17 protein-coding genes and 1 pseudogene are annotated in these 15,797 nt (G+C 50.2%); 15 read left to right on the top strand and 3 right to left on the bottom strand.

All coding sequences use genetic code 11. The annotated features are described in order from the left end of the window. Positions 1-87: 87 nt before the first annotated feature. The 10 genes and pseudogenes from C4S38_RS07045 to C4S38_RS07000 form a co-directional block, all read left to right on the top strand. Positions 88-1,638: pseudogene (locus C4S38_RS07045) on the top strand (TraG family conjugative transposon ATPase); the annotation flags it as partial. A 26-nt stretch (positions 1,639-1,664) separates the two neighbouring features. Further along, on the top strand, positions 1,665-2,390 hold the full coding sequence (locus C4S38_RS07040; RefSeq protein WP_103983208.1) for a hypothetical protein: 726 nt from the start codon (positions 1,665-1,667) through the stop codon (positions 2,388-2,390). A gap of 7 nt (positions 2,391-2,397) precedes the next feature. Next, complete coding sequence (locus C4S38_RS07035; RefSeq protein WP_200817946.1) at positions 2,398-3,075, top strand: hypothetical protein; 678 nt, start codon at positions 2,398-2,400, stop codon at positions 3,073-3,075. 13 nt (positions 3,076-3,088) lie between these two features. Then, complete coding sequence (locus tag C4S38_RS07030) at positions 3,089-3,778, top strand: DUF5045 domain-containing protein (protein WP_103983133.1); 690 nt, start codon at positions 3,089-3,091, stop codon at positions 3,776-3,778. 26 nt (positions 3,779-3,804) lie between these two features. Beyond that, on the top strand, positions 3,805-4,950 hold the full coding sequence (locus tag C4S38_RS07025) for a hypothetical protein (RefSeq protein ID WP_103983132.1): 1,146 nt from the start codon (positions 3,805-3,807) through the stop codon (positions 4,948-4,950). A gap of 19 nt (positions 4,951-4,969) precedes the next feature. Continuing rightward, a complete protein-coding gene (gene traK, locus C4S38_RS07020; RefSeq protein ID WP_103983131.1) occupies positions 4,970-5,566 on the top strand; it encodes a conjugative transposon protein TraK in 597 nt (198 codons plus the stop codon). A gap of 20 nt (positions 5,567-5,586) precedes the next feature. Further along, a complete protein-coding gene (locus C4S38_RS07015; protein WP_103983206.1) occupies positions 5,587-6,084 on the top strand; it encodes a hypothetical protein in 498 nt (165 codons plus the stop codon). Then, positions 6,071-7,270 carry a conjugative transposon protein TraM gene (locus C4S38_RS07010; protein ID WP_103983130.1) on the top strand — a complete coding sequence of 400 codons (1,200 nt, stop codon included), beginning with the start codon at positions 6,071-6,073 and terminating at the stop codon, positions 7,268-7,270. Before C4S38_RS07015 ends, C4S38_RS07010 begins: the two co-directional genes overlap by 14 nt. 21 nt (positions 7,271-7,291) lie before the next feature. Then, positions 7,292-8,164 (top strand): conjugative transposon protein TraN, encoded by an 873-nt coding sequence (gene traN, locus C4S38_RS07005; protein WP_103983129.1) that lies wholly within the window; start codon positions 7,292-7,294, stop codon positions 8,162-8,164. A 9-nt stretch (positions 8,165-8,173) separates the two neighbouring features. Beyond that, positions 8,174-8,644: a hypothetical protein gene (locus tag C4S38_RS07000; protein WP_103983128.1), complete on the top strand. Its 471-nt coding sequence runs from the start codon at positions 8,174-8,176 to the stop codon at positions 8,642-8,644. 2 nt (positions 8,645-8,646) lie between these two features. On the opposite strand, the gene C4S38_RS06995 is transcribed toward C4S38_RS07000, so the two are convergent. Then, positions 8,647-8,919 (bottom strand): type II toxin-antitoxin system YafQ family toxin, encoded by a 273-nt coding sequence (locus tag C4S38_RS06995; RefSeq protein ID WP_103983127.1) that lies wholly within the window; start codon positions 8,917-8,919, stop codon positions 8,647-8,649. Then, positions 8,916-9,167, bottom strand: coding sequence for a ribbon-helix-helix protein, CopG family (locus C4S38_RS06990; RefSeq protein ID WP_103983126.1), 252 nt, complete (start codon positions 9,165-9,167; stop codon positions 8,916-8,918). The genes C4S38_RS06995 and C4S38_RS06990 overlap by 4 nt, the downstream gene beginning before the upstream one ends. Positions 9,168-9,239: 72 nt before the next feature. Between C4S38_RS06990 and C4S38_RS06985 the strand changes: the two genes are divergently transcribed. Together C4S38_RS06985 and C4S38_RS06980 are read left to right on the top strand one after the other, a co-directional pair. Beyond that, positions 9,240-11,549, top strand: a complete 2,310-nt coding sequence (locus C4S38_RS06985; protein ID WP_103983125.1) for a type IV secretory system conjugative DNA transfer family protein — start codon at positions 9,240-9,242, stop codon at positions 11,547-11,549. A gap of 13 nt (positions 11,550-11,562) precedes the next feature. After that, positions 11,563-12,282, top strand: coding sequence for a TraX family protein (locus tag C4S38_RS06980; protein WP_103983124.1), 720 nt, complete (start codon positions 11,563-11,565; stop codon positions 12,280-12,282). Positions 12,283-12,572: 290 nt separating this feature from the next. Here C4S38_RS06980 and C4S38_RS06975 read toward each other — a convergent pair whose 3' ends face one another. After that, positions 12,573-14,360 carry a M20/M25/M40 family metallo-hydrolase gene (locus tag C4S38_RS06975; RefSeq protein WP_103983123.1) on the bottom strand — a complete coding sequence of 596 codons (1,788 nt, stop codon included), beginning with the start codon at positions 14,358-14,360 and terminating at the stop codon, positions 12,573-12,575. A 294-nt stretch (positions 14,361-14,654) separates the two neighbouring features. Here C4S38_RS06975 and C4S38_RS06970 point away from each other — a divergent pair, with 294 nt between their 5' ends. The 3 genes from C4S38_RS06970 to C4S38_RS06965 all read left to right on the top strand — a co-directional run bounded on the left by C4S38_RS06970 (position 14,655) and on the right by C4S38_RS06965 (position 15,606). Next, positions 14,655-14,930 (top strand): HU family DNA-binding protein, encoded by a 276-nt coding sequence (locus tag C4S38_RS06970; protein ID WP_103983122.1) that lies wholly within the window; start codon positions 14,655-14,657, stop codon positions 14,928-14,930. 1 nt (position 14,931) lies between these two features. Further along, positions 14,932-15,093 (top strand): hypothetical protein, encoded by a 162-nt coding sequence (locus C4S38_RS15805; protein WP_160034656.1) that lies wholly within the window; start codon positions 14,932-14,934, stop codon positions 15,091-15,093. 135 nt (positions 15,094-15,228) lie between these two features. After that, positions 15,229-15,606, top strand: coding sequence for an NAD(+) diphosphatase (locus C4S38_RS06965; protein WP_234999312.1), 378 nt, complete (start codon positions 15,229-15,231; stop codon positions 15,604-15,606). Positions 15,607-15,797: the final 191 nt, after the last annotated feature.

Below are 15,797 nucleotides of genomic sequence, written 5' to 3'. Positions count from 1 at the left end.
TTTTATTCCCTCTTTTCCCTAACTGATAGTTGTACCGTTATTTTCTTATATGGTTGATTTTCAGTAACAAAAGTCCTCTCATATGAATTCCACATGAACAGTGTGGTAAGACAGTTGCTGGAGCAGAACACCGATGTCGTGATGGTCGATACCGGCGACTCCTATGAGGGTATATGCGGTTATTTCGGCGGCACATACATCTCATACTCAAAGGAGAAGCCTATATCCATGAACCCGTTTAAGGTTACACGCGAGGAATACGAGCAGAACTTCGGGGAGAAGAAGAATTTTCTCAAATCGCTGATATTCCTGATTTTCAAAGGCAACGAGGCTCCATCCAAGATTGAGGATATGCTTGTCAACCAGACTATCGTGGAATATTACGAGGCGTATTTCAATCCGTTCACATCTTTCTCCGACACGGAGCGTGAGGGCTTGCGCCAGAAATTGCTCGTGGCGGCCAAAATGGAGGACGACTACGAGAAGTTCGCCACCGATATGCGTGACATCGAGGAGCAGATAAACTCCCCTGAGCCGGAGACAAAGACAACCGTCCGCGCCCTCATACTCCCTTCGGAGGAACGGCGCAACAAGATAATCCGCCAGTGCCGGGCACTGCGGGCCATGATTGTTGACCGCGCCACTACCGAGGCGGAGAAAGAGAAAGCTGCCTCAAAGATTGAGGTGTATAAGAAAGAGCTGCACGAGACCTCTATGCTGATGAAGATTGACAAGCAGATAGACCACATGGAGGAGCAGAAACGCCGCCTCAAAGTGCCGTCGCTATCTTTCAACACCTACTACGAGTTCGCCCTTGAACGGATACCGCAGATCACATCGCTGGAAAAGATACATTTCGACATACGCGACTTCGCCGCTATCCTCAAACAGTTCTACCGTGGTGGAGAGCTGGAGGTGACGCTCAACTCCGACCTTGACACCAATCTTTTCGACGAGCGGTTCATTGTCTTTGAAATCGACAAGATAAAGGATGACCCGGTGCTTTTCCCTATCGTTGTGCTGATAATCATGGACGTGTTTCTCCAGAAAATGCGTATCAAGAAGGGTCGCAAGGCCCTGATAATCGAGGAGGCATGGAAAGCGATAGCCTCGCCCACTATGGCGGAATACATAAAGTTCCTGTATAAGACCGTCCGCAAGTTCCACGGCATAGCCGGTGTGGTGACACAGGAGCTTAACGATGTCATAGACTCTCCCATCGTAAAGGAGGCGATAATCAACAACTCCGATGTGAAGATATTGCTCGACCAGTCGAAGTTCAAGGACAGGTACAGCGACATAGCGGCCATACTCGGACTGACGCCCATTCAGAAACAGCAGATATTCACAGTCAACGCCCTCAATAACAAGGAGGGACGCAACTACTTCAAAGAGGTGTGGATATGTCGCGGCCAGAACTCCGATGTCTATGGCGTCGAGGAGCCGCCGGAGTGTTACTGGGCCTACACAACCGAGCGGGCCGAGAAAGAGGCTCTGAAAATATACCTTCGTCATTACGGCACCATGCAGGAGGCGATAACCAACATCGAGGCCGACCGCAAGAGAGCCGGAATATCCAAATATCTTGATTTTGCCCGAAAGGTCAACCAACAACAGAAAGTAATGTCGCTATGGTAAATCCAAAACATAATTCACAATACGCCATGCGTAACCTCATGCTGATTATCTGCGTGACGTGCTTTTTCGGCACAGCCTCGGCATGGAAAGTGGTGATTGACCCGTACTGCCTGAAAGCGGTGACAACCAATCTCGCATCGCAGAAAGCCATCGAGGATCAGCACAACAAAAGGCTCGACTCCATATCCGCCAAGCAGAACAAGCTGGAGCAATACACCGTGAGCATGGCTACCATCACCGAACTCTACAAGGTGACTATGGAGAATATCTCAGGCTTCGGCACGGAGAGCAAATATTATGTGGAGATAGGACTGTGCGCCTTCGACATAGTGAAGAGTGTGCCGGAGCTGGTAAAGACCGTAAGCAAGGCCAAGTTCACCAACAAGGCTCTCTGCCTTAACGAACTCGGCAACCTCACGGCTCAGACACAGCAGCTTGTGGCCGACTTCATCAATATAGTCAACAACGGCAAGGTTCAGAATCCCCTCAAAGGCCAGGCTACTGCCGAGACCAAGAGCGACGGATACAATCTCCTTGACCGTTACGACCGGCTGACGGTAGCCAACAAAATCTACACCGACCTTCTCGAAATCCGCTACAAGGTTCAGGCTATGATGGCTATGGCTCAGTACGCCACAAAGGACGACCTGTTTTTCGCCATAGACCCGGAGGGCTGGGCCAATATGAAAGTCATGCAGAATCAGGTAGGTATGCTGATACTCAACTGGAACGGACTGCGGATTATAAAATGACGGAGCCATGATAATACGGAAACTTACAATCATGGCTCTGGTGGCTTTGCTTCTTCCCTTTAAGTCATTTGCCTTCGACTTTCCGAAAGACCTGCCGACTTTCGAGGCTCTTATGGCTCTGCACAAGGCTGTCAAGAAAGATGAAGACCAGGCGTTGGCACGCATAGCCACGAGCTTCGGGGAGCAATCGCTTGTCACCAAAGGGGCGGAGAAGTTCAATGATGTACGCTCGACACTCGACACCAAGCTCAACAACGCATACTCATACGTGGTACTCGCCGCAGCCATATCCTCGACCACCAGCTCACTCTATCTGCTGACAAAGGAATACAAGGACTTTACGGTAAACACTTACAAGTATGTGACAAAGAAGCCTTTTGTCGCGTGGTACTATGCCGACGCCAACCTTGCCATAGCACGCGAGATAAAGCACGCCCAGAAACTATACGCTACCGTGGCCGCCTCCGGCATAAACCTCATGAAAGCCTCGATGGACGAGAAGATGAACCTTGTCATGTCGCTGAAGGACACCATAGAGAACGCCCGGCGGATTATCGACAACGCCAACCTGTGGTGCTACCTCATGACAAACTGCGGCTGGAAGCCTGACTACATCTGGGAGATACTTACCTCCGATGTCAAGGACGAGATTGTGGGAGCGGTAATCAACAAGTGGAACCAATAAACATATACCGATCATGAAATTCAGAACTATCACCGCATTATCGCTCGCCCTGCTCATCGCGGCACTCCCGGCGGCGGTGTCGGCCAAGACACCCAAAATCCATGACGACCAGAAGGAGAAGCAATGGCAGTCTATGGAGAACGGGCCGTGGGGCTTCGCTCCCGACTGGTATTATTATTTCCTGCACAAGAATTATTCCGGCGCGGAAATGTACTGGAAGTGGGCCGGCTTCAAATCCGGCTACCGCGTCCGCTTCAAGGAGGAGAAATCGAATGTCAAACGCATCATGCCCGTGCGCGTCACGGCGGAAGAGACCCAGCGGCAGAAACTCTCGAAAGTGGAGAAAGAGCGTGCATACGTCGAATCTCTCTACAAGGAGGAACTGGCACGTGAGGCTGACCGGGCTGTCGATGTCACCTATTCGATCTACAAGGACGAGTTCAGCCGTATGCAGGACTGTATCGCCGACGGGCTTCTCTACTGCCTTAACAAGAGCAAGGGGAAGATGAAGTATCAGGTTGACGAGCTGTCACGGCAGAACGAGATCATCTGCGCCAATATCGCCTATATCCATAAACAGGGTGTCGGCTACGGGCTGGAGAACGCAAAGCGGCAACAGGCATACGAGGAAGCAAAGACCGAGATGGGAAAACTGGTGTCGCGCACCGCCCGTCTCGCGGCAGTGGCCGCCACCCATTACTAACATTAACCTGACTAATTGAAAACTATATGACTTTATTATCAATACTCTGCACAATGGGGCTTCCGGCTATCGACCAGAGCCTCGACAAGCTGCTTGTGGCGATGGAGGCGTTTCCGAATGTGGCGATTTTGGGCGACACCATCAGCTTCGCCCGTATGCTCGGACTGTTGCTCGCCCTGTGCGTAGGCTCTTACGAGTGCTGGATGATGATGCTCGGACGGCGAGGAATGGACGTGATGAAGCTGCTCCGCATCATAGGCATATCAATGTGCATATCATCTTCATCATGGATATGCTCGGCTCTCCAGATGCCCGGCAAGTCTTTGGAAGCCACCACTAAGTCAATGGCTATGGCGAAGAACAAGGAGGTCGCGGCACTGGAACTGAAAGTGGCCCAGAAGCAAGGCGAGTACCTTGAACGCCTCCGTGCAGTGCAGGATTCAATATCCACGGCAAAACAGGTGGCGTCCATAGGCGAGGACGCGAACTGGTGGGACAAACTCGTGTATAACGTGGAAAACCTCGGCGAGACCATCAACAACTACGCCCAGCGTGCGGCGGTGGCCGCTGAGACAAAGGTAAGCGAATGGATAAACGACGTGATACGCTTTGTAGGGGAGCTGATTTTCCAGATGTCCTACTACGGCATACTTGTGGCGCAGAGGATATTCATAGCGATAATGATTGTGTTCTGCCCCATAATGTTCGCCCTGTCCCTCGCTCCGCCGTGGAACTCGGCATGGAGCCAATGGATGTCAAAATTCCTCTCCCTCACATTATGGGGCTTCGTGACCTATATGTGCCTGTACTACATAGACTTCATACTGATGTATAATCTTCAGGAGGATCTGGTGGCCTACAACCACCTGTTGCACGGTGCTGTCAACTCATGGGAGCAGATAGGCGCGCTCGGTTTGCAGGGCATTGGCTCCAACTGTATGTACGCTATGGGTATGCTTGTCGGGGCCTATATCATACGATTTGTCCCTGAGGTCTCATCATGGCTCATACCCGGCGGTGTCAGCAGCGGTGCCGCATCTCCCTCAGGCAGTGTCGCTATGGGCGCGGCTATGATGGGCGGTTCGGCGGCTCTCAAAGCTACCAACGTGACCCGGAACGTGGCCGGTTCAATCGGCGCACAGGCAGGAAGAAATCTGAAACACACCCCTTAATCAGACAAACAAGATTATCATGCTGATAAAATCCCTTGAACAGAAAACACGGCTCGCAATGATGACGGTAATGGCAACCATAATAGGTTGCGCCGCCATCTGCGGGTTCACCGTGTGGCGTTGCGTGTCGCTCGTGACCGAGGAGCGCAAGCAGATATATATTCTTGACGGCGACATTCCGTTCCTTGCCGAGCGTGCCGGACTTGAAGCCAATTTCATCATGGAGGCGAAAGCGCATATCCAGCTCTTCCACCAGTATTTTTTCAATCTCCCTCCCGACAACGACTATATCAAATGGACTGTCGGCAAGGCCATGTATATGGCTGACGGCACCGCCCTGAAGCAGAAGCAGGCCCTTGACGAGAACGGCTTTTACTCCGACATAATATCATCCTCGGCTGTCTGCACCATAATCTGTGACTCTATCCAGTTCGACGAGCATACACGCAAGTTCAGCTACTACGGGACGCAGATTATCAAGAGGCGCACGCGCGACCTCAAACGTACCATGCTCACCACCGGCTATGTGGAGAATGTGCCACGCACTCAGAACAATCCCCACGGACTGATGATAACCAACTGGCGTACTCTTGAAAACAAAGACCTTGACTATTGACAAATCTCTCAAATCCCGATATGAAATCCCTCAAACAAACTTTCAGCGACAACCGGAGGAAAGCACATGGCGCGGTGCGCTCATGGCTCCGCCCTAAGATGGGTGCCATAGGCACACGCTACCGTCTGGCCGCCCGGATCAGAAAGGCCAATTCATGGGCCACGCGACACCCTCGCCGGACTTTCGGCTATGTCGTCGGCTCTCTGTTGATGATACTCGTGTGCGACATCATAGTGACCGGGGCAAGGATGGAATCACAGGAGCCGGAACTGCAATCCATCGCCAAAGTCGAGCCTATCTTCAGCGGCTTCCGCACCATTCAGGCCAACAAGGAGGCGCAACGCCGACGGCTCATGGAGATAACCGGAGACGGTCAGGCGGTCAAGCATGAACTTGACTCCCTTATCGCCATTCCACGCAAGAGCCATGCCGACTCAATAGGCATAATACGCCGGTACAGGCAGCTTGAACAGATTGTAAAATCCCTCAAACATAACGATAACAATGAAAAGAATTAATTTCAGACAACCGAAGTATATCTTCCCTGCGGTGATTTTCGTGCCGCTGTGTGCGCTGATATATTTCGCTATGGAGACTTTCGGCGGCGGTGGCGACGACCCTCATGCCGTGGCGACAGACCGTATCAACTCCACTCTGCCGGAGGCCAACGCCGAGGCTCCCGGTGACAAGATGTTCGAGATGTCACGCCGCTTCGGTGACGAGGACGCCTTTACCGCCGTGGGTGCGCTCGGCGAGGAACAGGAGGAACGCGAGGCTCTTGAACACGGCTACACCGAAGACGAGCTGAACCGTCTCGACGCGGCCGAGGCCGAGCGTATCCGTCAGCAGCAGGAGCTGGAGGAACTGGAGCGTTCCCTTGCTGAATCGCGCCGCCATATCAACTCATACGCCTACGGCGACGGCTATAATCCTGCCGACCATGAGCCTGCCGTTGACCCCCGGAGCGAATATGCACGCGACCTTGAGGCGATACAGCAACGCAGCTACGAGCGTCAGAAAGCTATCGAGGCCGGACTTGGCATAGGACAGCCCGACCCGGAGGAAGCCATGCGCAAGCACAGGGCCGACTCCATAGCAAGGGCGCGGGAGATAGAGCGTGAGAAGAACCGCCCATTGCTGGTGCTCAAATCACGGGAGACCAATGCCGACAAGTTCAATACTGTGGGAAGTTCGGCCGATAATGTCGATGCTCCGCTTATCCGTGCCATGATCGACAAGACAACAAAGGCGCACGAGGGCACGAGGCTACGCTTCAAGTTGCTCGACGATGTGACAATACATGATGTGAGGCTTGCAAAAGGCACATATCTGTACGGCACTGTCACAGGCTTCGGCCAACAGCGTGTCCGCGCCGCCATCACTTCCATTCTTGTAGGAGGAAAGTTCCTGAAAGTGAACCTGTCGGTGTTCGACAACGACGGCATGGAGGGCTTCTATGTCCCGGAGTCCGCTTTCCGCGACTTTATGAAAGAGGCGGGTGCCAGCACAGTGCAGCAGAATATCAGCTTTGAGTCGGAGAGCGGCTACGGCTCCGGAATATCCGGCGAGGCCATCGCTTTGCAGGCTCTCCAGAATATGTATAACTCGGCGACCTCCGCTGTGTCGGCCAATATCCGCAAGAACAAGGCGAAAATCAAATACAACACTATCGTTTACCTTATCAATTCAGACGAAGCATATTAACCGGTAATCAACCAACCCATTATGAAAGATAGAATAATTGCAGCGACCCTCGCGCTATGCGCCGTCGCAATCCCGGCGACAGCCAAAGAGAAGATCCTTGTCAACTCGGAGGTGACAACACATATCGTCATGCCTGAGAATATCAAGATGGTGGACTTATCCACCACAAAGATTATCGGCAACCAGTGTGCCGACAACATCGTGCGTATCAAGCCGTTCATCGAGGCTGACTCAGTACCCACACTTTACCGCGAGGGTGAGCTGATGGGTACTCTCACACTCATCGGCGAGCGGCATCTGGCACAGTACGATGTGGTATATACCTCCGCACCCTCGCGTGCCGCCTCTATCCACCGTGTGCCATACGCCCGTTTGGACTCCTACATCAATCCGGAGGTATCCATGCCACAGTCCGAAATGACACGTTACGCCTGGGCCGTATATGGCAGCGGCCGAAAATATAATCAGGTGGTCTCCAGAGCCAACGGCATGAAGGCGATTGTCAACAACATCTATTCGATAGGCGATTATTTCTTCATCGACTACTCCCTTCAGAACAGCACGAAGATAGCATACGACATCGCCGAGGTGCGTGTGAAGCTCACTGACAAGAAGGAGGTCAAGGCCACAAACTCGCAGACGGTGGAACTGTCGCCGGTATATTCGCTGAACCTTGCCAGGAAGTTCAAGAAGAACTACCGCAACGTGCTTGTGCTTGACAAGCTGACTTTCCCGGACGAGAAGGTGCTCCGCATCGAAATATCGGAGAACCAGATAAGCGGACGTGTCATAACCCTTACCGTGGAGTATGACGATATTCTCAACGCCGACGGCTTCGACTCCGACATACTCAAAAATCTGCCGTTCAACTATTCACCCCATATCTACAAATAATCCGGCACTATGAAAAAGATACTTTTCGCAATCATTTGTGCGGTGGCTTCTCTCACGGCCACCGCGCAGGAAAACAAGATAGCCGTCAACGCCGGCTTCCTGTTCCCGTCAACTCTCAACGCCACCGTTGGCTACGAGAGGTCGTTCACCTACGGCAACGCCGTGGAGGTCTATGGCGAGATTGGCAATCACTGGAAATCGGGCGAGGGTCAGTTCTGGAAAGGTTATTACTGGGACGGGGGTATAATCTACAAACACCGACTTCACCGTTACAAGAACGGCAGCTTCCGTGTCCGCTTCGGCCCTCAGTTCGGAGCTGTGGAGAGAAAGTTTTTCATCGGTATCGAGGGGGGCTTTGAATACAATTATGTGTTTCAGAACGGATGCGAGTTCTCGATCATACAAAAGAATAATGTGAATTTCCTGCATGGCGACACGTTCCGCAACGGCCTCATGCTCGGATTCAAGATACCTTTCTGAAATCAGCCGAACAATTCCGAATGGGAGCCGAGACGCAAAACGCCTATCTGATTTTCCGTTTCGTCAATCCAGATCAGTAGAAAATCTCCTTCTACATGACATTCCATGCACCCCTTGTAGTCCCCTTTCAACATATGGGGACTATATTCCGGGGGTATGGGAATCTCATCACGGAGCATACCCAATATTTTCACAACCTTTTCCATTTTCTTCGGCTGGTTGCGGAATCTCTTGGCGTCTTTTTTGTACTGGCTGGAAAAGCGCAGGATTTTCATAAGCCCATTGACTTATACATCGCCTCTACGCTTGAGACATCAAGCGGACCCTGAAGTTTGCCGGAACGGGCCTCTTCCAATGCCGCTCTGGTCTCCGCATTAGGCTCGGAATATGCAAGGTCAATCAACGCGCACTCCACGAAGTTGTTGAGACTGCGGTTTTGCTGACGTGCAAGTTTTTTCAGCCGTTCTATGAGATCGACCGGCAGACGGAAACTCTGGGCTTTTTTCTGAATTGCTATATCCATAATTGCATCTTTTGTGTGCAAAGTTAATTCATTTGTATTACATAAACAAATCCAAACAACAAATAGTTCCTCATGGCTTTTGAAGAAACAAAGGAACAGCAACAGATGTATAACTACTTCCGCTGCTGTATCTACATATTCCTGATTATCGAGATCGTGATGAACCTGCCTATCACGGCTGACAACCGCGTGACGCAGTTCATACTCGACCTGCTCGGACGCTTCAAGGTGTTCAACTCCGTGGCCGGGTGCAAGGTTGCCGAGCTTGTCTGCATCTGTGTGGTTTGTATCGGCACCAAAGCGAAAAAGGCGTTGAAGTTCAACCTGAAGACTATGGTGGTATATCCGGTGCTTGCAGGTCTCACTCTCGTAGGACTGTGCTTCATCTTCCATCACGGCACATGGGGTATGTCGCTCTTCGGCTTCCCTGCAAGCCGTGTCCTGTATGCCTTCTGCTCGGTGGTCGGCACCATGCTCGTCCACCAGGGACTTGACGGTATCGCCAAGTATTACAACCACAAGGTCGGCGAGGACAGGTTTAATTTTGAGAATGAATCTTTTGAACAGTCCCGTCAGGAGGTCAATACCCCTTATTCAGTGAATATCCCGATGATATTCTACTGGAAAAAGCGTATGCACAACGGCTACATCAACATTATCAATCCGTTCCGAGGCACGATTGTGTTGGGTACTCCCGGCTCCGGCAAGTCTTTCGGCATCATAGATCCGTTCATAAGGCAGCACGCAAGAAAGGGCTTCGCCATGATGGTATATGATTATAAGTTCCCGACGCTTGCCAAGACGCTTTTCTATCAGTATTGCAAGAATTTGCACTATGGCAACCTGCCGAATGGCTGCGGTTTCCGCATAGTCAATTTTACCGATGTGGAGTATTCAAACCGTATCAACCCCATTCAGCGTAAATACATTCCCGACCTCGCGGCGGCTTCGGAGACGGCTGCCACGCTTCTTGCCTCGCTCAACAAGGGCGGTGGCGAGAAAAAGGGCGGCTCGGAGGCTTTCTTCACCAACTCGGCAGAGAATTTCCTCGCGGCGATCATCTATTTCTTTGTGAATTTCCACCCGACAGGTTTTCTGAAAGGGAAAAAACTGAAACGCTATATATCGCACGAGGGCAAGAAATTGGAGCTTGTGATACGCAACTGGGACGATTTCAACGCTCTGGACGAGAACGGCGAGGTCATGCTTGACTTCGTGAACGAGAACGGACGCGACGTATCCACCGACGAGGACAAGATGTTCGTTGACCTTAACGGCTTCTCCTACATCGACCGCATGGGTAAGCTGATACTGATTGACCGCTGCTGGTATGAGGACGAGAACGGAAACGAGGTTGAGCCGGACACTATCACAGGTGAGTTTTCGGATATGCCCCATGTGCTGTCGTTCCTCGGACGCAAGTATTCGGAGGTGTTCGACATTCTGATGATGGACGATAAGATAGCCTCGCTGATGGCTCCCTTCAAATCCGCATACGAGAACAAAGCCAACGACCAGCTTGAAGGTATGGTGGGTACTCTCCGCGTAAATGCCGCACGCCTTGTATCCCCTGAAGCCTATTGGGTGTTCACCGGCGATGATTTTGACTTGAAGATTTCCGACCCGGTGAATCCGAGCTATCTTGTGATTGCCAACGACCCCGAAAAGGAACAGGTCATAGGCTCTCTGAACGCTCTTGTGCTTAACCGTCTGATAACCCGTGTCAATTCCAAAGGCAACATACCTGTCAGTATCATCGTTGACGAGCTTCCCACGCTGTACTTCCACAAGATTGACCGACTTATCGGCACGGCGCGAAGCAACAAGGTTGCCGTGACTCTCGGTTTTCAGGAGCTTCCGCAGTTGGAGGCTGACTACGGCAAGGTGGGTATGCAGAAGATTATCACGACTTGCGGCAACATATTCATGGGCGCGGCACGAAACAAGGAGACACTTGAATGGGCGCAGAATGATGTTTTCGGCAAGGCGAAGCAGACATCGACCTCAATCACCATAAACGACCAGAAGATCTCAACCTCCATTTCCGAGAAGATGGACTATCTTGTTCCGGCGGCGAAAATCGCTGATATGGCTACCGGCTGGCTTGCAGGTCAGGCGGCACGTGACTTCACGGCCACCGATGAAAAGATGCTGTCGCATTTCAACATCGAGGACTCCGAGGAGTTCAAGACAACCAAGTATTTCTGCAAGACACACTTCGATATGGCACGTATCAAGGAGGAGGAATCCAACTATGTGGAGCTGCCTAAAATCTATTCTTTCGACAGTGAGCGTGAGAAGGAGATTATGCTCAACCGCAATTTCAAGCGTGTCAACCAGGAGGTTGCTGATATGGTGAAGGAACTTCTCGGCACTGAATAATAAATTGCTTATCATGGAAACTACTGCCACAATATCCGTTCCCCTCTCGCTCCGCTTATCCGAAAGTGCGTTGAAGATTATCGCCATTCTCTCGATGGTGGCCGACCATTGCGCCTACTTCCTTATGGAGCCGGACACTCCCATGTATGACTTGTTGCGATGTTTCGGCAGGATAGCGTTCCCTGTGTTCGCTTTCCTTGTCGCCGAGGGGTTCGCGCATAGCCGCGACCGCATGAGATATTTTCTTATACTGTTGCTTGCCGGTGCAGTCAGTGAATTGCCGTGGTATCTGCTCAACGGATCGGACGGCACGCATAACGTAATGTTCACTCTCGCCCTCGGAGTTGTGGCACTCGCCATATTCGACCGTATGTGTGAACATGGACCGCTGTCGTTCATCGGTGTGGCAGGTATCGCTGTTCTGGCATGGTGGCTCGGAACGGATTATGACTGGCGCGGTATTCTGATGATAGCGGTGTTCTATATACTCCGGCACCAGACTATGCGTCCGTGGCGGGAGCGTTCATCGACACATTTTCCCTCTCAGGCTATTCTTCAGATTATATTCACTTTTCCCCTGATGGCTCACTACGGCATAGCCGGTGCGTTGCTCGCCTCTGGAATAATCTTCCTGTATGACGGCACCCGTGGCTTCATACGAAGCAAACCTGCCAAATACAGTTTCTATGCCATATACCCGGCACATCTGATGTTGCTATCGTTATTCAGTTGATTTGATGAGAATAATCTTTACCGACAATAAAGAATCCGCAGTTCAATTTTTGGAACAGCCTCTTGTACTTATTTCACCACCTCCATATACGGAATTATGAATATGCGAGATAATGCGATTGTACTCTGACGGGACGAGCAACTTTTGCCATAAGCAACATTGGTAGAACTTCACCATCATGACGATATGACGGTTGGAAATAATCACATTCCAATATTTTGAAATTATCTTCCATGAAACGATATTCCCGATTTCGGATATTTTTTATTCGTCTGATGTTCAGTATATCACTACTGTTTGAGGGGTTGTTGCAATTCGGTAATCCACAATGGTTCCGGATTATGACCTCCGAGCACATATATCTCACGATATTGGCCTCGGGGCTTCACTTTCTGCGTTTTCATCCATCTGCCAAGTTCGCGCCATGTCTTGCCGCATGATTTCAAAGCCCCACGATGAACCGTTACAGCGGCAGCCTCCACCTCAGGCAGTTCCATTACATCGTAACCGTTTCCTGCTTTAACTTCCGGCGCAACGGGGTATGCCGTTATTACCTCCAACTCCGAGCCTTTCTGTTCATAAATTGCCATGCCGATTGCTCCTATCGTCACGCCTTCGTTGTTTAGTGTCGCATACAACTCGTCAAGTCCGCGTTCTATTACCGGAGTAAGTTCTTTTTCACTGAAACATTTGGCTGAATGACGTGTGTAGGCTATATGTTGGGAAGGAAGCGGTTTAAGCTCCGCCTCAAAGTCGTTGTCAATAGGTGGATAACACATGATTTCACGCTTTGTCCGTTTCCCGGACTTAGGCAGAAGAAATTTCACGGCTGTGAGTGCATGGGTAGTCGCAATATGAAATATTTCATCAATAGATACATGCTCATCTGCGGCACTGCATAGAAAACTGTCCGGCCCATACCAATATGCCGGAATACCACGATAACGCCAATAACGGCAGTCGCTTATGGCGATGTCAGGTGTCATTACAGGGCGTTTGCCACACAATTCCTCTGCCGTATCCTGTATCAGTCCGGCTATCTCTGTAAAAGGAGAGCAGATGTCGGCTGAGTCTATACCGTCCCAATACAATGATGCCTCGGGATAGCGGCTGACAATCTCCTCCACTTTCTTATAGACGGAATATGGATCCGCGCCCACAGGAATTACTGTGGAGGCTGAAAACTCGCAGTCAGGGGCTATGACACACAATAGACTTCCTCCATTGACGGTACAGATGTCTGTCGTTATTTTGGCAAGTTGCTCGGCGTGACCGTTGCCACGGATCACTGTGTGGTAACTCACCCATTCGGGGTCGTCAAGCATTGCGCGGAGCACTTCAGGCAATCTTACCTCAATGTTCCCCACTGCATCAAGGTCACGGATTATGTCGGCGGCTATGCGTATGGCACTTTTTGAATCATTTGAATATCCGGCGATGGCTCCGGGTGTGGAAATTCTTACCGAGAACTGGACGTAGCCCTTTGACGCGAAACTGACAGCATCGACACCTGACGGTTCAGCGGTCAGGACGGCGTCAGCCACCATTTCGTCCGGTATGCTCTCAAAAAGGAACCCTGTTCCACGGCCATATCCCGTTTCTTCGTCTGACACAAGCGACAATGACACCTTTCCCGAAAGGTAGTCTTTCAGTTTGGTGACATATTTGTAAGCGAACATAAGGGCTGTCACACCGCCTTTCATATCACCGGCACCACGTCCCCATACCTTTCCATCTGCAATTTTACCACTCCACGGGTCATCGCTCCAGCCCGGTTCTTCTCCGGCAGGCATTGTGTCAAGATGTCCGTTGAACATCAGATGCCGGCCTTTGTCGGAAAATTGTACAGACGACACCATATTCGGCATAATATCATTCACACCCAATATCTTGTACTGCAAGGACTCATCCCGCATAAAGCGTTCAACTACCTCCATTGCAGAACGGGTATCCCCGGGCGGATCAGGAGTTTTGCAACGCACGAGGTCAGAACATAGTTGCGCCATCCGCACCTTGTCCTCCTCTGCCCACTGCATGATTATAGATTTGATTTCGTTATAAACTCTGTCTATTTTCATTGTTTAATTTATTATTTATCAGATTATTATCATATTCAAGTGCAAAGGTAGTCATCATATTTGGAAGATAAATTTTATAAAAAATCTTTCTTTCGGATATTGACAATCTTTAACTACTCAATAAGGAAAACAAAACTGATTAATACCTGGTTGAATAATGGTAAAGAAATAGGAGTTTACTGAGATGGTGATTTAATATGTTCGTTTTGGCCTGTTCATTTCGGACAGGCTTTTTTATAGGCAATTTCCTCAAAAATCAGTAAATTTGCAGTCTAAATCAGATAAGTACGCAAAATGACTAAGGCAGAAATTGTAAATGAGATAGCGAAGACCACAGGAATTGACAAGGCAAGTGTTCTTGCAGTGGTTGAGCAATTTATGGTTGTAGTAAAAGACAGCCTCGCACATGGAGAGGACGTATATCTCCGTGGCTTCGGCACATTCCAAGTTAAGGAACGTGCTGAAAAAACAGCACGCAACATTTCAAAGAATACCACTATCGTAATTCCGGCTCATAATATACCTTTCTTCAAACCATCGGCCGAGTTCAAGAAGGAGGTGGCTCAGTGATATGGAACAGGAAAACCAATATGGCGAAAGCACGGTTGAAGAACTGACACCCGATTGTAGCTGTCATTGTGAGGACGAATGTCATTGCCACAAGAGACAGCCGGAGGTTTTCGATGAAAGTGACATCGACCTTATAATCGCCAATCTTAATGACTGGGATTGAGATATGAAGTATAAGTATTGTCCCGAATGTGGCGCAAAACTCAACGGACGGCAAGCCGGTGATGATGGGCTTGTGCCGTACTGTGATAACTGCAAGCGGTATTGGTTCGATTCGTTTTCAAGTTGCGTGATTGTCATGGTCGTTAACGAGCTGCATGAGATAGCACTTCTCAAGCAGTCGTATATCTCCGACCAGTATGAGACATTTGTCGCAGGTTATATCACACCGGGCGAAAATGCCGAGGAAGCTGCAACACGCGAAGTCAAGGAAGAACTTGGACTGACGGTAGAGAATCTGATATATGAGGGCACCCACTGGTTTGACAAGCGAGAGCAGTTGATGCACGCCTATATCGGCATTGTCAAGAAAGCAGACTTCTCTACATCGTCAGAGGTTGACGGCGTTTCATGGGTGCCTTTGGAGGAAGCCCCAACAAGAATGTTCCCGGATCGTCCCGGCAACACACAGCATATCCTTTACCGCAAGTATTTGGAGTTGCTGAGAGCCAAATAATATTCCGATTGAAAAATTTAGATTAAAAGGCGAGGCCAAGCAGATGCTTGACCTCTTAATCCTTTTATAGTGCGGGTACTGAGCCTAAAATCAATATCGGCACTTTTGAGAGAGCAAAGTTAGCTCTTGATTATTGAACGTGCAAAAAAAGTTACGAGCCTGACCCGTGGAGCCAGACTCGATTTAATCTT

The organism is Parabacteroides chinchillae (assembly GCF_900108035.1).
GTDB lineage: Bacteria > Bacteroidota > Bacteroidia > Bacteroidales > Tannerellaceae > Parabacteroides > Parabacteroides chinchillae.
The sequence above is the reverse complement of the archived record's forward strand: the minus strand, read 5'-3'. Positions and strand labels throughout refer to the sequence as shown.

What these genes read in the sequence shown, in the direction of transcription:
- C4S38_RS06995 (WP_103983127.1), bottom strand. Translation starts at nt 8,919, where the DNA reads ATGAAAATCCTGCGCTTTTCCAGCCAGTACAAAAAAGACGCCAAGAGA.
- C4S38_RS06970 (WP_103983122.1), top strand. Translation starts at nt 14,655, where the DNA reads ATGACTAAGGCAGAAATTGTAAATGAGATAGCGAAGACCACAGGAATT.
- C4S38_RS07030 (WP_103983133.1), top strand. Translation starts at nt 3,089, where the DNA reads ATGAAATTCAGAACTATCACCGCATTATCGCTCGCCCTGCTCATCGCG.
- C4S38_RS06980 (WP_103983124.1), top strand. Translation starts at nt 11,563, where the DNA reads ATGGAAACTACTGCCACAATATCCGTTCCCCTCTCGCTCCGCTTATCC.
- C4S38_RS07015 (WP_103983206.1), top strand. Translation starts at nt 5,587, where the DNA reads ATGAAATCCCTCAAACAAACTTTCAGCGACAACCGGAGGAAAGCACAT.
- C4S38_RS15805 (WP_160034656.1), top strand. Translation starts at nt 14,932, where the DNA reads ATGGAACAGGAAAACCAATATGGCGAAAGCACGGTTGAAGAACTGACA.
- traK (WP_103983131.1), top strand. Translation starts at nt 4,970, where the DNA reads ATGCTGATAAAATCCCTTGAACAGAAAACACGGCTCGCAATGATGACG.
- C4S38_RS07035 (WP_200817946.1), top strand. Translation starts at nt 2,398, where the DNA reads ATGATAATACGGAAACTTACAATCATGGCTCTGGTGGCTTTGCTTCTT.
- C4S38_RS07010 (WP_103983130.1), top strand. Translation starts at nt 6,071, where the DNA reads ATGAAAAGAATTAATTTCAGACAACCGAAGTATATCTTCCCTGCGGTG.
- C4S38_RS06965 (WP_234999312.1), top strand. Translation starts at nt 15,229, where the DNA reads ATGGTCGTTAACGAGCTGCATGAGATAGCACTTCTCAAGCAGTCGTAT.
- C4S38_RS06985 (WP_103983125.1), top strand. Translation starts at nt 9,240, where the DNA reads ATGGCTTTTGAAGAAACAAAGGAACAGCAACAGATGTATAACTACTTC.
- C4S38_RS06990 (WP_103983126.1), bottom strand. Translation starts at nt 9,167, where the DNA reads ATGGATATAGCAATTCAGAAAAAAGCCCAGAGTTTCCGTCTGCCGGTC.
- C4S38_RS06975 (WP_103983123.1), bottom strand. Translation starts at nt 14,360, where the DNA reads ATGAAAATAGACAGAGTTTATAACGAAATCAAATCTATAATCATGCAG.
- C4S38_RS07000 (WP_103983128.1), top strand. Translation starts at nt 8,174, where the DNA reads ATGAAAAAGATACTTTTCGCAATCATTTGTGCGGTGGCTTCTCTCACG.
- C4S38_RS07025 (WP_103983132.1), top strand. Translation starts at nt 3,805, where the DNA reads ATGACTTTATTATCAATACTCTGCACAATGGGGCTTCCGGCTATCGAC.
- C4S38_RS07040 (WP_103983208.1), top strand. Translation starts at nt 1,665, where the DNA reads ATGCGTAACCTCATGCTGATTATCTGCGTGACGTGCTTTTTCGGCACA.
- traN (WP_103983129.1), top strand. Translation starts at nt 7,292, where the DNA reads ATGAAAGATAGAATAATTGCAGCGACCCTCGCGCTATGCGCCGTCGCA.